10 protein-coding genes are annotated in these 16,503 nt (G+C 33.5%); 9 read left to right on the forward strand and 1 reads right to left on the reverse strand.

What is annotated here, in order from left to right:
* Nucleotides 1-155 precede the first annotated feature (155 nt).
* Entirely contained in the window at nucleotides 156-998 is an 843-nt protein-coding gene (locus H599_RS0102280; RefSeq protein WP_026712624.1) for an AraC family transcriptional regulator, read from the reverse strand.
* Between the two features lie 141 nt (nucleotides 999-1,139).
* Here H599_RS0102280 and H599_RS0102285 point away from each other — a divergent pair, with 141 nt between their 5' ends.
* From H599_RS0102285 to H599_RS0102325, 9 genes are all read left to right on the forward strand, one after another.
* Nucleotides 1,140-2,054: a dihydrodipicolinate synthase family protein gene (locus tag H599_RS0102285; RefSeq protein WP_026712625.1), complete on the forward strand. Its 915-nt coding sequence runs from the start codon at nucleotides 1,140-1,142 to the stop codon at nucleotides 2,052-2,054.
* A gap of 23 nt (nucleotides 2,055-2,077) precedes the next feature.
* The gene (locus H599_RS0102290; RefSeq protein WP_026712626.1) at nucleotides 2,078-3,646 is read left to right on the forward strand and encodes an aldehyde dehydrogenase (NADP(+)); all 1,569 of its coding nucleotides are present in this window, start codon (nucleotides 2,078-2,080) and stop codon (nucleotides 3,644-3,646) included.
* Between the two features lie 3 nt (nucleotides 3,647-3,649).
* The gene (locus H599_RS0102295) at nucleotides 3,650-4,660 is read left to right on the forward strand and encodes a 4-hydroxyproline epimerase (RefSeq protein WP_026712627.1); all 1,011 of its coding nucleotides are present in this window, start codon (nucleotides 3,650-3,652) and stop codon (nucleotides 4,658-4,660) included.
* Nucleotides 4,661-4,740: 80 nt separating this feature from the next.
* Complete coding sequence (locus H599_RS0102300; RefSeq protein WP_026712628.1) at nucleotides 4,741-5,973, forward strand: NAD(P)/FAD-dependent oxidoreductase; 1,233 nt, start codon at nucleotides 4,741-4,743, stop codon at nucleotides 5,971-5,973.
* 64 nt (nucleotides 5,974-6,037) lie between these two features.
* On the forward strand, nucleotides 6,038-8,197 hold the full coding sequence (locus H599_RS0102305; RefSeq protein WP_026712629.1) for a S9 family peptidase: 2,160 nt from the start codon (nucleotides 6,038-6,040) through the stop codon (nucleotides 8,195-8,197).
* A 72-nt stretch (nucleotides 8,198-8,269) separates the two neighbouring features.
* Nucleotides 8,270-9,679 carry an APC family permease gene (locus tag H599_RS0102310; protein ID WP_026712630.1) on the forward strand — a complete coding sequence of 470 codons (1,410 nt, stop codon included), beginning with the start codon at nucleotides 8,270-8,272 and terminating at the stop codon, nucleotides 9,677-9,679.
* 235 nt (nucleotides 9,680-9,914) lie between these two features.
* Complete coding sequence (locus tag H599_RS19095) at nucleotides 9,915-10,793, forward strand: phosphate acyltransferase (protein ID WP_316930433.1); 879 nt, start codon at nucleotides 9,915-9,917, stop codon at nucleotides 10,791-10,793.
* Between the two features lie 238 nt (nucleotides 10,794-11,031).
* Entirely contained in the window at nucleotides 11,032-13,284 is a 2,253-nt protein-coding gene (locus tag H599_RS0102320; protein WP_035141055.1) for a S9 family peptidase, read from the forward strand.
* 143 nt (nucleotides 13,285-13,427) lie between these two features.
* Entirely contained in the window at nucleotides 13,428-16,487 is a 3,060-nt protein-coding gene (locus tag H599_RS0102325) for a beta-L-arabinofuranosidase domain-containing protein (RefSeq protein ID WP_026712632.1), read from the forward strand.
* Nucleotides 16,488-16,503 lie beyond the last annotated feature (16 nt).

Here is a 16,503-nt window from a genome sequence, read left to right on the forward strand (position 1 = left end):
ACTGTAAATATAAGAGATTTCATTCATTTAAACAATAGAAATACATAAAAATATGGATCGAATTATTGATTTATGTGACTTATAAAACAAAAAAAAGTCGGAAGAATAATCTTCCGACCATGACTAGGGATTTCCCCTCTTTTTTTTGTTATTATTTAAAACTGAGCTCTAAATTGTGAAGGAGAAATGCCTTTTAATTCTTTGAATTTTCGATTAAAATTAGCAATGTCCTGAAATCCGGATAATTCTGAAATGGTAGATATAGATAAGTCTTTATTGTGGTGAAGCATTTTACAGGCATTTTCTATTCGGATTTCGATTAAAAATTGAAAAAAAGTTTTGTTTGTTCGTTTTTTGAAATACCTACAAAAAGCATTTTTGGTCATATTAGCTTTTTCAGCTACTTCTTCAAGTGTGATTACTTCATTAAACGAACTGATTGCATAATCAAAAACATCATTCATGCGTCGGCCTTCGTCTTCAGTGTATTTTTTTCTGTTTACAAATGAAGAAAGAGGGCTAGTTTCGGCAAAAATGATAAGATTAAGAATTTTTAAAAGGGAAGAAATTCGTTGGATTTTATTTTGCCTACTTAATTTAAAAAATAAGATGCTTATTTTTTCTTTTTTGGATAAGACTTTCATTCCGTATTCAGATTTTTTAAAAAAATCATCAATATTACTCATGTCGGTTAAGTTAAAGAAATCTTTACCAAATGAATTTTTGGTAAAAAACAAAGTAAGCATTTCTGACGAAGAAGAAGAATTTCGATCTGTTCTAAAAACATGAGGGATGTTTTCACCAATAACTAAAATATCATCTTCTTTATAATCATTAATTGAATCACCAATAATTAATGTGCCACGTCCTTTGACAATATAACTAATCTGAATTTCTTCATGTTGATGCAGTTGATCGTAAAAAACGACTCCAATATCTTCTTGATATATTAGTGCTTCTTTTTCGGGTTTGGGTATTTTAAAAGGGAGGACTTTCAATGGATTAGTTTTTAGTTATGTAAATATTAACAAAAAAAAATAATTATGCAATATTAATGGTAATATAGTATTAATAAAGGTTAACAATCTCTAAGTTGAACCATATAATTAGCTTTATTTTTGTTAAAAAACGAATATATTATGAAAGTAAATTGGTCAGGAGTTATGCCGGCAGTTACAACTAAGTTTACTGCTGATGATAAATTAGATTTCAACATGTTTGAAGTTAATCTAAACGAACAGATCGACGCAGGAGTGAGCGGTATTATTTTGGGAGGAACCCTTGGGGAAGCAAGTACACTTTTAGAAGAAGAAAAAACGCAGTTAGTTAGAGAAACTGTAAAATTGGTAGATGGTAAAATTCCTGTGATTATGAATATTGCTGAGCAAACAACACGTGCGGCAATTATTGCAGCAAATAAAGCAGAACAAGATGGAGCCATAGGACTTATGATGTTACCTCCAATGCGATATAATGCTACAAGTCACGAAACAGTAACTTATTTTTCTGAAGTGGCAAAAAATACTTCTTTGCCAATTATGATTTATAATAATCCAGTGGATTATAAGATTGAAGTGACTTTGGATATGTTTGAAGAAATGCTGAAGTTTGATAATATTCAGGCAGTTAAAGAATCTACCAGAGATATTTCTAATGTAACAAGAATTATTAATCGTTTTGGTTCTCGTCTTAAAATTTTATCTGGGGTTGATACATTAGCTTTAGAAAGTCTATTTATGGGAGGTGATGGATGGGTTTCTGGTTTAGTAGATGCATTTCCAAGAGAAACAGTAGCTATTTATAAGTTAGCTAAAGCAAAGAGATACGATGAAGCATTAGCAATCTACAGATGGTTCTTACCTTTATTAGAATTAGATATTAATTCATTGTTAGTTCAGAATATTAAATTAGCAGAAGTTTATACTAATTTAGGAACTGAATTTGTACGTGCACCAAGATTGCCTTTGCAAGGAGATGAAAGAGCTCGTGTTATTGCAATTATTGAAAATGCGTTAAAAACAAGACCTGTATTACCTGATTATTTGAATATATAATCAATAAAAATAAAAACAAGTTTATGATTACTGGAAAAAATTATATTGGAAATTCACTTTCCGCCAAAGGAGATATCAAATTTAGAACAATAGATCCAGTAGAGAATGTAGAAAATGAATCGCTTTTTGTTGAAGCAACGGATGCAGAAATTAATGAAGCGACTGCATTAGCATCAAAAGCATTCCAAGAATACAGTAGCATTTCTGATGCTAAAAAAGCTGACTTTTTAGAAGCAATTGTAGATGAAATAGAAGCTCTTGGTGATGATTTATTGCAAATATATACTAAAGAATCAGGGCTGCCTTCGGGAAGAGCTACAGGTGAAAGAGCCAGGACAATGGGTCAGTTGAAAGCCTTTGCTACAATGCTTAGAGAGGGATCATGGGTGGAAGCTATCATTAATAAAGTTGGTGATACAGTAGATATTCGAAGAATGTTAATCCCTATTGGGCCTGTAGTGGTTTTTGGTGCCAGTAATTTTCCGCTTGCTTTTTCAACAGCTGGTGGTGATACAGCAAGTGCGCTTGCTGCTGGATGTCCTGTTATTGTAAAGTCGCATCCGCTTCATGCTGGAACTGGAGAGATGGTAGCTTCGGCAATTATCAAAGCAGCTCAAAAAACTGGAATGCCAGATGGTGTTTTTTCAAATTTAAATAGCAGCGGAATCGCTGTTGGAGTAAAACTAGTGGAACATCCTGCTATAAAAGCTGTAGGTTTTACTGGAAGTATTAAAGGAGGAACCGCTCTTTGTGAAATTGCAGCTAAGCGTGAAATACCTATTCCTGTTTATGCAGAAATGTCTAGTATTAATCCGGTGGTCGTTTTACCTTCGGTGTTGCAAAAAGCAAACAAAGAATGGACTCAAAAATATGCAGCGGCTATCACTATGGGAACTGGGCAATTTTGTACCAATCCAGGACTTATTTTAGGAATTGCAAGCAAAGAATTTGATGATTTTGCAACTAATTTAGCATCAGAACTTAACGCTATTCAACCGAGTTGTATGTTGCACCCAAACATTAAAGCAGCATACGAATCTCATAAAAAGGAAGTTTTAGCTCAAGAAGGATATAACCAATTAACTAACTTAGATACCAAAGTAAAAGAGAATTTTGCTTTGCAGAATCTAATTTTAGTGTCAGGAGAATTGTTTTTGAAAAACAAAGCTTTTCATAATGAAGTTTTTGGCCCTTTTTCGGTAGTAGTTAAATGTGAGTCGCAAGAACAATTGGATACTATTATTGCTACTATAGAAGGACAATTGACAGGTACGATTCTTAATGCAGATGTTACTGAATTAGAAAGTTTTAAAACCACAATTGATACTCTTAAAAATAAAGTTGGGCGATTAATTTTTAATAGTGTACCAACAGGTGTTGAGGTTTGTTCAGCAATGACTCACGGAGGTCCTTATCCCTCAACTTCAGATAGTAAGTTTACTTCGGTAGGGATTACTGCTGTAAAAAGATGGGTGCGTCCAGTGTCATTTCAGGGCTGGCCAAACGAGATGCTTCCTGATGCTTTAAAAAATGAAAATCCTTTATCGATTACCAGAACGTTGAATGATGTAATAACTAAGGATAGTATTTAAAATATGCCAAGAAAAACATTTTTTTGTGTAGATGCTCATACTTGTGGAAACCCGGTACGAGTGGTAGCTGGTGGAGGCCCTAATCTAGTGGGAGTCAATATGAGTGAAAAACGCCAGCATTTTCTAAAAGAATACGATTGGATTAGAAAAGGACTCATGTTTGAACCTCGCGGACATGACATGATGAGTGGAAGTATTTTGTATCCACCAAGTAATCCGGAAAATGATTTTGGTATCCTATTTATAGAAACTTCAGGTTGTTTGCCTATGTGCGGACATGGGACGATTGGGACTATTACCATTGCTATTGAAGAAGGTTTAGTGACTCCAAAAATTCCAGGAAAAATAAAAATGGAAGCTCCGGCAGGTTTGGTTCAAATTGAATACCAACAAACGGGTAAAAAAGTAGATTGGGTTCGATTAACGAATGTCAAATCCTATTTAGCAGCCGAAGGACTTACGGTGGATTGCCCGGAGTTAGGGGAAATTGTTTTTGACGTAGCCTATGGTGGAAATTATTATGCTATTGTAGACCCACAGCAACATTTTTCCGGAGTTCAGGACTTTACAGCTTCTAAAATTGTGCAATACAGTCAGGAAGTTCGAAAAAGAATTAATGAAAAATACCCAAATATGTTTATTCATCCCGAAAATGATACCATCAGGGATGTGACGCATATGCTTTGGACAGGTGATCCTATCGATCCAACTTCTTCTGGCAGAAATGCTGTTTTTTATGGAGATAAAGCCATTGACAGATCTCCTTGCGGAACTGGAACTTCTGCAAGAATAGCACAGCTTCACGCCAAAGGGAAATTAAAAAAAGGAGGAGATTTTATACACGAAAGTTATATTGGAAGTAAATTTATTGGAAGGGTAGAAGAAGAAACTTCTATCGGAGATATTAAAGCCATTGTTCCAAGTATTCAGGGATGGGCAAAAGTGTATGGATACAATAACATCATTATTGATGATGAAGATGATCCTTATGCGTTTGGTTTTCAGGTGATTTAATTTTGGTTAATGATTATTTAAAAAAAATCATTGGTGTGTTGTAAATGCTTCGTGCCAATGATTTTTAAATTTATAGGATAATGAAAAAAGTAAGTATTATTGGTGGTGGTATAATAGGTTTGTGTTCAGCTTATTATTTGGCTAAAGAAGGTCATGAAGTAGTCGTTTTTGATAAGTCGGATATGACAGATGGTTGTTCTTATGGAAATGCAGGAATGATTGTTCCTTCTCATATTATTCCATTGGCACAACCCGGAATGATGGCGCAAGGAATAAAATGGATGTTTGACAGTCAAAGTCCCTTTTATGTTCAGCCAAGATTGAACATAGATTTATTAAAATGGGGATGGAAATTTTATAAAAGTGCTACTCCGCAACATGTTGAAAAATCGATGCCAGCTCTTTGTAATTTGTCACTTTTAAGTAAAGAATTATATCAAGATTTGGCTAAAGAAAGTGCTTCTTTTTTTTATGAAGAAAAAGGACTTTTAATGCTTTATAAAACCGATAAGACAGCAGAAGAAATTTATCATGAAGGGAAATTGGCAGAAGAATTAGGTTTAGAGGTTGATTTTCTTTCTAAAGAACAGGTAGCTAAATTAGAAACAGGTACTAAAACTAACGTGATAGGTGGTGTTCATTATAAAAGTGATGCACATTTATATCCTCAAAAATTCATGCAATTCATTAAGGTTGAATTGAAACGTTTTGATGTGGAAATATATAGTAATACTTATGTAAAAGATTTTATTTTTAGAGGAAATACAATAGCAGGTATCAACACTGATAAAGGAGTTTTTACTACAGATGAGGTAGTATTAGCTACAGGTTCCTGGAGTCCTGAATTGGCTAAAAAACTTAATTTATCCATCACTATTTTACCAGGAAAAGGTTATAGTTTTACGCTTAAAGATCGAATTCATAAGCCGCGTATTCCGGCTATTCTATGTGAAGGAAAAGTAGCCGTAACACCAATGAATACTGATATACGTTTTGGAGGAACCATGGAAATTACCAGTACTAAAGATACCAAGATTAATCAAAACAGACTTAAAGGGATTGTAAATTCAATAAACGATTTTTATCCGGATTTAAATATTACAATGCCAAAAGAAAGGGATACCTGGTTTGGGTTTAGACCATGTACACCTTCTGGAATGCCTATAATTACGAGAGATACCCAAACCAAAAATTTAATTTTAGCAACGGGACACGCTATGATGGGATTAAGCTTAGCACCTGCAACAGGTAAGATTGTGGCAGAACTGATTGCCGAAAAACCAACTTCAGTTGATATCTCCATGTTTCAATAGAAAATTCATTTGGTTTAAATTTTTCTTTGAAAATGCATTTTCATAATTTAATAGTCTGATTGATATGAATAGATTTGTTTTGTTTCTTTTCTTTTTTGTAAATATTGTTTTAGGACAAACTACTCTTGATTTGAATCGAATAAATTGGTTGCCGGAATCTCATTCTTTTTGGGTGAATGAAAAAGGAGATTTGGTAATTTATAACGCTGATGAATTAGATAAAAAGACAGTTTTTTTAACTAAAGAACAACTCAAGATAATTGGTTTTGAAGGAGGAATTGAAAGTGTTGTTTGGAATACAAAGCAAGATAAAATTTTAATTTACACTCATTCTCAAAGAGTCTGGAGGGCCAATACAAAAGGAGATTATTGGTTTGTTGATTTAACAACAAAACAAGGAAGACAAATTGGTCAGGGTTTAGATAAGGCTTCACTCATGTTTGCTAAATTTTCTAGTGATGGAAATATTATAGCCTATGTTTCAAAACATAATATTTATACAGAAGATGTGACTTCAGGAGTGATTACTCAATTGACATTTGATGGTAATGAAAAAATTATAAATGGAACATTTGACTGGGTTTATGAAGAAGAACTCATGGCAAGGGATGGTTTTAGATGGAGTCCGGATGGAACACAAATAGCTTTTTGGAGAGTAGACACTACTGAGACTAAATTCCATTTGATGATTAATAATACAGATGCTCTTTATCCATTTACAGTACCTGTTGAATATCCTAAAGCAGGAGAGAAACCCTCTGCTGTAAAATTGGGAGTAATTACTCTTGCAGATAAAAAAGTAAATTGGTTGAAAATACCGGGTGAAGCTGATAATAATTATTTGCCAAGAATACAATGGCTGGACTCTAAAGAGTTAATGGCTGTTCAATTGAATAGAAAACAAAATCAGGTTACGCTTTACAGATGCAACTCAAATTCAGGGGTCGCTAATAAAGTTTATCAGGAAAGTTCAAATACCTGGATTGATGTTTTTGATAGCTCAGCGGGAAAATATGATAGTTTTCCTTGTACAGTTGTTGATAAAGGTAAAGCATTTCTTTGGAGTTCAGATGCAGATGGTTGGATGCATATTTATAAAATAAGTGTTGACGGAAAAAAGAAAGACTTAATTACAAAGGTAAATTTTGATACCTATTTTTTGACTTATAATAAAAATACAAAATGTATCTATCATTTGTCAAGTCCATCTGATGCGACTCAACGCTATTTGTATGAAACCAATTTGAATACTAAGAAAACAAAACGAGTGACTCCTTCTGTTTTTGAAGGAACAAATACCTATAGTTTTTCATCAGATGCAGCTTATGCAGTTCATACAAATTCTAACATCAACAGAAATTGGAATTCACGCCTGCTATCGTTAGTTGAACATAAAAAGATTTTTCCAAAAGAAGCGGATGTTTTTGTAACACCAACTAGAAATTTTAGTCTTAAAAAGTTTAAAGTTAAAACAATCGATGGAGTAGAGCTTGATGGGATTATGGCAAAACCTCTGGATTTTGATGCGACAAAAAAATATCCGTTGTTTTTTTATGTGTATGGGGAGCCTGCAGCTTCTGTAGCTAATGATGTGCCTTATTTTAATGGATTTATTTCTAATTTAATTCCTCAAGGTTATATTGGAATTGCTCTTGATAATCGGGGAACTCCGGTAATGAAAGGGACAGAATGGCGTAAGTCTATCTATAAAAATATTGGAATTATAAATGCGCGTGATCAAGCAATGGCTGCCAAAGAAATTTTGAAATGGAATTTTATAGATACCACCCGTGTAGCTGTTCACGGCTGGAGCGGTGGCGGAACTGTAACCTTAAACTTATTGTTTCAATACCCTGAAATTTATAAAACAGGAATTGCGGTTGCTGCAGTTACTGATCAGCATTTTTATGATAATATTTATACAGAGCGTTATATGAGCTTGCCTTCAGAGAGTGAAGAGGCATACGCTAAAGCATCACCAGTTAATCATGCTAAAAATCTCAAAGGGAATTTATTATATATTCATGGTACTGGCGATGATAATGTACATTATAAAAATGCAGAAGTACTCATCAATGAATTGGTCAAATATGATAAAATGTTTGATTTAATGATTTATCCTAATCGTTCTCATAGTATTAATGAAGGTATGGGAACGAGAAAACATCTGAATGATACATTTATGAAATACATTATTGAAAATTGCCCACCGGGAGCAAAATAATTCAATTGGAGTTGTTCCGGCAGTCATAGTCTAAGCATGTTTTAATTAATTAATCTTAAAAAAAGAAACAAAATGGCAATAAATAATGAGACAGAATTCAAAAAAGAATTAGGATTGCTTGACGGAACAATGTTAGTTGTGGGCTCGATGATTGGATCAGGTATTTTTATTGTTAGTGCAGATATTGCCAGACAGGTTGGTTCAGTGGGCTGGTTGCTTCTTATTTGGCTTATTTCGGGTATAATCACTATGATTGCTGCGGTAAGTTATGGCGAGTTGAGTGCTATGTTTCCAAAAGCTGGAGGACAATATGTATATCTGAAAGAAGCTTATAATGAATTAGTTGCTTTTTTATATGGATGGAGTTTTTTCTCTGTCATTCAAACAGGAACTATTGCTGCTGTAGGTGTGGCTTTCTCTAAGTTTACCGCTTATATTTTTTTAATAGTAAGTGACGAAAATATACTTTTTGAGTCGGGAAATTTTAAGTTGAATGCCGCTCAAATTCTTTCAGTAGTTACTGTTGTTTTTCTATCTTATTTAAATACAAGAGGTGTTAAGAATAGTAAGCTATTACAAACGATTCTTACTATAATTAAAATTGTGTCTATTTCCGGACTCATTATTTTTGGATTTCTGCTTGGTGCAAAAGCTGAAGTCTGGAATATGAATTGGGCTAACGCATGGTCGCCTCGTTCTTTTGATTTGTCAACAGCTAGTTGGTTACCTATAAGAGGAGTTGCCTTACTTTCAGGAATTTCTGCAGCAATGGTTGGAACTTTGTTTTCAAGTGACTCTTGGACAGGTGTCACTTTTATTGCAGGAGAAATTAAAAATCCAAAACGAAATGTAGGATTGAGTATGTTTTTAGGTACATTAATTGTGACAATAATCTATGTTTTGATTAATGTAATGTATGTTTCTGTTTTGTCTTTAGATGAATTAGCAACTGCTAAATCTGATAGAATTGCGGTAGTGGCTGCTCAATATATTTTGGGTAATATAGGAACTTTGATTATTGCGATAATGATTATGATTTCAACTTTTGCCTGTAATAATGGATTGATTTTGGCAGGAGCAAGAGTCTACTATACAATGGCTAAAGATGGTCTGTTTTTTAAAAAAGCAGCTGTTTTGAATCATGCAGGTGTGCCTGCTTGGGCACTTTGGGCACAGTGTATTTGGGCTTCTGCTTTATGTTTTACTGGTAAATATGGCGATTTACTTGATTTTGTAATTATCATTGTACTTGTTTTTTATATTCTGACAATTTTTGGAATATTTATTCTTAGGAAAAAGAAACCAGAATTAGAAAGGCCTTACAAAGCATTCGCTTATCCTGTATTACCGGCTATTTATGTTTTTGTAGCTTCAGCTGTTTCCATTTCTTTATTATTTACTAAATTTTCTACTTGTGGCTGGGGTGTGCTTATCATGCTACTGGGAATTCCTGTTTATTACTTGATAAAAAGGGAGAAGTAATTTTTAGAAAAAAAAAATTAAATAAAACATTTTGAAAAAGTAAAAAATATAATCTGCATAAATGCGGATAGGCTTTCTATTGTGTAAATCTTGCTAGCAATAAAGTGATTGTAAAATTATAATTTAATGAATAAACTAGTAATTCTTGATAAATAATAGCATTTGAATAGTGGTTTTCACTATGAAGTTTTCGGTAAAATATTTTAAAAAAATTGTGTTTGCCTAAGCTGATCAGTTGGATGTATTAAAGGCAGCACAACTCGCTTTTGAAGAAGGTATTGCTACACCTGTTTTGCTCGGAGATAGAGAAACGATACTTGAACTGAAAAAAAAGATTGATTTTAATGCCGATATCACTATTATTGATATGCATAGTGAGGAATCAAAAGGTATTAGAGCACAATATGCTGAAAAATTTTGGAACAAAAGAAAGCGAAATTGTATAACACTTTATAGTGCTCAAGCCAAAATGCGTGAACGTAATTATTTTGCAGCTATTATGATACATGATGGTGACGCTGACGGAATGATTTCGGGTTATTCAAGAGTTTATTCTACTGTTGTGAAACCTGTTTTTGAAGTAATTGGTAAAGTGGTTAATGTAAAAAAAGCAGCTATAGCCAATATCTTAACTACTGAAAGAGGGCCAATGTTTTTAGCTGATAGAGCTATTAATATTGAACCTACAGCCGAAGAGTTAGCCGATATTACTAAAATGACTGCTAATGTAGCCACTGCCTTTGGTTTTGACCCTGTAGTAGTTATGTTATCATATTCTAATTTTGGTTCTTCTACACATTCTAATGCTACTAAAGTGAGAGAAGCAGTGGAAATTTTACATTCTAGTGTGCCTGAATTGGTTGTTGATAGAGATATACAATTTGATTTTGCTTTAAATATGGAGTTGTTACAAAGTAAATTTTCATTTTCAAAATTAGCCGGAAAGAAAGTCAATACTTTAATTTTTCCAAATTTTGAAGCCTCAAATATTACCTATAAATTATTGAAGGAACTCAATAAAGCCGATTCAATAGGACCGATAATGTTAGGTTTAAGTAAATCAGTTCATATTCTGCAATTAGGAGCAAGTGTGAATGAAATAGTTAATATATGACAGCTGTAGCTGTAATTGATGCTCAACAACGTAAGCAAAGCCTGATGTTAAATTAATTTTAATTAAAAAACGAGTAAGCTGATTAATCTACTAAATAAAATAGAGTTGTTTAAGGAAAGGTGATTTTAGTATAAATTAACTAATTTTCTCTAGTCAGATTATTAAACAGACCAATATAGTATTAGAAGTGGTTAATATTAACAAATTTCCGAAAAATGATTTAATATACTTTTATAATATGATAAAAGCTAAAAAAAATATAAGTGTAGTTTTAATACTTTTAGTAGGTGTTATGAGTTATTCTCAAGGCACTTTAAAAGAGTATCAAAAAGCAAATACAGTAGATTCTTTATTCAAGAATAAAGTTTTTAAATCCCCAAAAGAATTTCATTGGGTAAATAATACTATTTTTTGGTATATTAGTAATACTAAGAATGGAAATGAGTTTCTGTTGGTTGATGCTAAACAGGAAAAACAAATTCCTGCTTTTAATCAAGAACGTTTGGCAGTGTCACTTTCTGAAATTTTAGATAAGGAAATAATTTCTAAACAACTTCCAATTGAAAATTTAGAGTTCAGTAAAGATTTTTCGCATCTTGTTTTTACAACAGATACTTTAAAAATATCTTGTGATTTAAAAAGTTATGAATTAAGTAAAATACAAGGAGGCTACCAAAAGCCTCAACGAAGAAATGCATATTGGGGAGATCGTTTTGATGAACAAAGTAAACGAGAAGTTAAATCACCGGATTTGCTTAACGTTGCTTTTATAAAAAACTACAATTTATACATAAAAAATATAAAAACTCAGCTAGAAACTCAATTGAGTTACGATGGTTCAAAAGGTTTCTATTATTCGTCCTATTTAGAATGGTCACCAGATAGTAGAAAAATTATGGCTTATAAAGTAAGACCAGGGGAAGAACATAAAATTTATTTTGTTGAATCTAGTCCTAAGGATCAATTTCAACCCAAATTACAGGATAGAGATTATTTAAAACCCGGAGATCAGTTACCTTTTAAAAGTCCGCAATTATTTGATATTGCATCTAAAAAGCATTTGGTAATTGCAACGGGGTTGTTTCAGGAACAGTATGAGCTTTCTGATTTTGACTGGAAGGATGATAGTTCTGCTTTTACATTTGAATTCAATCAAAGAGGGCATCAGGTTTACAGAGTTTTGGAGGTTAATGCAGCCGATGGAAAAGTAAAAGTGATTATTGATGAAACAAGCCCAACTTTTGTTAACTATAGTGGAAAAAAATACCGTTACAATTTAAGAAAAGCAAATCAAATAATTTGGGCATCAGAACGTGACGGCTGGAATCATTTGTATTTGATAGATGCCAATACTGGCAAGGTGAAAAATCAAATTACAAAAGGGAATTGGCCATTAAGAGAAGTAATTAAGGTAGATGAGGTAAACCATCAGATTTATTTTACAGCTAGTGGATTAGATAAAAATCAGGATCCATATTTATTACATTATTGTCGTATTGATTTTGATGGTAAAAATTTTAAGCGTTTAACTACTGAAGAGGGCAATCATAAAGTGAGTTTTTCTCCGGATTATCAGTTTTATGTGGATCAATATTCAAGTGTAGATAAAGCTCCTGTTACTTTGTTGAAAAGTGTTACAAATTCAAAAGTAAATGTAAAATTACAACAAGCAGATATTACTGATTTGTTAAATGCAGGGTGGAGAGCTCCTGAAGTTTTTACTGCAAAAGGAAGAGATGGAAAAACAGATATTTGGGGGATTATTGTGCGTCCTACTACTTTTGATCCCAATCGTACTTATCCAATAATCGAATATATTTATGCAGGACCTCAGGATTCTTTTGTGCCAAAGAATTTTCAGCCTTATTATTGGTCTATGACAGCCTTAGCTGAATTAGGATTTATTGTAGTACAAATTGACGGAATGGGAACTTCTAATCGTTCCAAAGCATTTCATGATGTATGTTGGAAAAATTTAAAAGACGGTGGATTTCCGGATAGAAAATTGTGGATGCAAGCAGCAGCTGCTAAATATCCTTATATGAATATCAATAAAGTTGGAATTCATGGAACTTCAGCCGGAGGGCAGAATGCAGGAGCAGCTTTAGTATTTAATTCTGATTTTTATGATGTAGCTGTTTCTTCTTGTGGATGTCATGATAATCGAATGGATAAAATGTGGTGGAATGAACAATGGATGGGTTATCCTATAGGACCTGAATATGAAGCTTGTTCTAATACCGCCAATGCAGCTCAAATGGGCGGAAATTTAATGTTGATTTTAGGTGAGCTTGATGACAATGTCGATCCGGCTTCAACAATGCAGTTTGCAAATGCTTTGATAAAAGCCAATAAAAACTTTGAATTGGTTACTATTCCAGGGATGGGGCATTCGGCAGGAGGAGATTACGGTGAACGCAAGCGTAGAGATTATTTTGTACAACATTTAATGGGGGTTACACCACCAACTTGGGATAAAGTATACAAATAGTTTTTTTCTAAGGTCTGAAATTGAAATTTTTAGAATTAGTAAAAAAGTTTAATTTTCAGGAGGGCATTATAAGCTCTTAATGCAAGCGCTAAATGAATTTCAAAGCAAATTCAATATTTTTTTAAAACAAATATTATCTAAATATGAAAAGATACAAGTCATTTATTTTTGGTATGCTAAGTTTCTGGACATTGGGGACTACTACTTTGTTGGCGCAAAGTGGAGATCAAATTTTAGACGGAATTGGCGAAACAGATTTGATAGCCCGCTATGTTTTTGATGGAGATACTAAAGATTGGTCTCGAAATAACTGGCATGGAAAGATCCAAGGTACAGGAGCTAAATTTGAAAATGATATGTTGTTCGGTAAGGTTTTGTCTTTATCTCCAAATGGTAAAGCTTATGTAACTCTGCCAGGTGAAGCCTTGATAGGAGAGGAATCTGTAAGTATATCGGGATGGATTTATTTGTGTTCTGGACAATCGGGGCAACTATTTTTTGACTTCGGGAAAACTGCTAAGTCTCACTTTTTTGTTGCTCCAACGGGAACTAAGGAAGCGAATGGTTTTCAAACAATAATAGCCACTGAATCCGGAAATAATTATAACTCTAAATCAGCAGTTCTTGAAGTTGATAAGTGGAATCATGTGGTAATAGTTATTGCAATTTCAGATAAAACAATGAGCACTTATGTTAATGGTGTACTTGCAAGTGTAACTAAAAATATGGATTTGGAATTGAAGCAATTGTTTGGCAAAAATTCTGCGATTAAAAACAAGCTATATATTGGTAAATCTTTGATAGATGAAAATGGTTATCTCAACGCTAAATTGCATGATTTTCGAATCTACCGAACTCCTTTGAGCGAAAAGCAAATTAGCATGATTTATAAAAATGCTTCGGGGAAAGGCAACTCAGATGTAAATGAAGAAAAAGGGGGTGTAGATGTACTTCAGGTTTTTTCTAAAACAAATCCTCAGCTTTATAATGAATATTTAGTTAATGTATCTGATGTCGAAGTACAAACAGAATTAGGTCAGCTTCCAAGAATTCCAAGTTACGTAAAGGGTGTTTATAAAGACGGGGTTCGGGGTCATGATGTACGTGTGATTTGGCCTTCGCCAAAAGATAATAGCGATGTGTTAAAAGCTGGAAATTATACTGTGACAGGACGTATTGCTGGTTCTGATTTAAAACCGAAAGCAATTATAACTGTAGTAAATAGTAAAGAGATTACACCACCAAACAAGAAGTTAGAGGTTTTCAATTTAGATCAAGTTTCTTTGAATACAGATCTTCAAGGGCATAATACAAAGTTTATTGAAAATAGAGATAAATTCATAAACACACTTGTTAAAACTAATCCAGATGATTTTCTCTTTATGTTTCGCAATGCTTTTGGTCAGGAACAACCTGTAGGGGCAAATCCACTAGGAGTATGGGACAGTCAGGAAACAAAATTAAGAGGACACGCTACTGGACATTATCTTACTGCGATTGCGCAGGCTTATGCAGGTACAGGCTATGATAAAAAATTGCAGGCAAATTTTGCTAATAAAATGGAATACATGGTGAATACCTTGTATCAATTAGCCCAAATGTCTGGCCATCCCAAAACAACTGGAGGATCTTATGTGTCAGATCCAACTGCTGTACCTCCGGTTCAAGGAAAAACAACTTATGATTCTGATTTAAGTGATGAAGGTATTCGCAAGGATTATTGGAATTGGGGAGAAGGCTTCATCAGTGCTTATCCGCCGGATCAATTTATCATGCTGGAAAAAGGAGCCAATTATGGAGGGCAAAAAACTCAAATTTGGGCACCTTATTATACCTTACATAAGATTTTGGCTGGTTTGATTGATGTTTATGAAGTTAGTGGTAACAAGAAAGCACTTGAAATAGCCAAAGGAATGGGAACCTGGGTTAATACCCGCTTAAGTAAATTGCCTACTGAGACATTAGTGAGTATGTGGAATAGGTATATAGCTGGTGAATTTGGAGGGATGAACGAGGTAATGGCAAGATTGTATAGAATTACCAATGATCATAAATATCTGGAAGTAGCTCAATTATTCGATAATATTAAGTTGTTTTATGGAGATGTACAGCATTCTCATGGCTTAGCTAAAAATGTTGATACTTTCAGAGGTTTGCATGCTAATCAGCATATTCCGCAAATTGTAGGTGCACTTGAAATGTACCGTAATGCGAATGATCCTGCTTATTACCATGTTGCTGATAATTTTTGGTACAAAGTTACTAATGAATACGAATATAGTATAGGTGGTGTAGCCGGAGCACGTAATCCTGCTAATGCGGAATGTTTTATTGCACAACCATCTACTATTTATGAGAATGGGTTGTCTGCAGGTGGGCAAAATGAAACTTGCGCCACTTATAATATGTTAAAACTAACAGGTGATTTGTTTTTATACGATCAGCGTGCTGAATTAATGGACTATTATGAACGTGGTTTATACAATCATATCCTTGCATCTGTAGCTGAAGACAGTCCGGCAAATACGTATCATGTGTCCTTGAGAGCCGGTGCGACAAAACAATTCAGTAATGGTGACATGTCAGGTTTTACCTGTTGTAATGGTACAGCCTTAGAAAGCAGTACAAAATTGCAAAATTCAATTTATTTTAAAAGCAAGGATAATAATGCATTGTATGTGAATTTATTTATGCCTTCAACGTTGAAATGGACTGATAAAAATGTAATTGTAGAGCAAACAACTTCCTTTCCAAATACCGATAAAACATTATTAACCATTAAGGGTAAAGGTAAATTTGATATTAATGTACGTGTACCACATTGGGCAACAAAAGGTTTCTTTGTTAAAATAAATGGAAAAGAAGAAACTGTAAAAGCTCAGCCGGGTAGTTATATTACTCTAAGTCGTAAATGGAAAAATGGAGATACAATTGAATTGCGTATGCCATTTGAATTTCATTTAGAACCTATCATGGATCAGCAAAATATTGCCAGTTTATTTTATGGCCCTGTTTTACTTGCTGCTCAAGAAACAGAACCGAGAAAAGATTGGCGAAAAGTAACCCTTGATGCTAAAGATATTAGTAAATCAATTCAGGGAAATCCTGAAAAATTAGAGTTTACTATTGATGGAGTAATCTTCAAGCCATTTTATAATACTTATGATCGTCATTCGGTTTATCTCGATGTAACTTTAAAATAGTGTTTAGATTATGGAA

The sequence above is a fragment of the Flavobacterium daejeonense DSM 17708 genome (assembly GCF_000425425.1).
GTDB classification, from domain to species: Bacteria; Bacteroidota; Bacteroidia; order Flavobacteriales; family Flavobacteriaceae; genus Flavobacterium; species Flavobacterium daejeonense.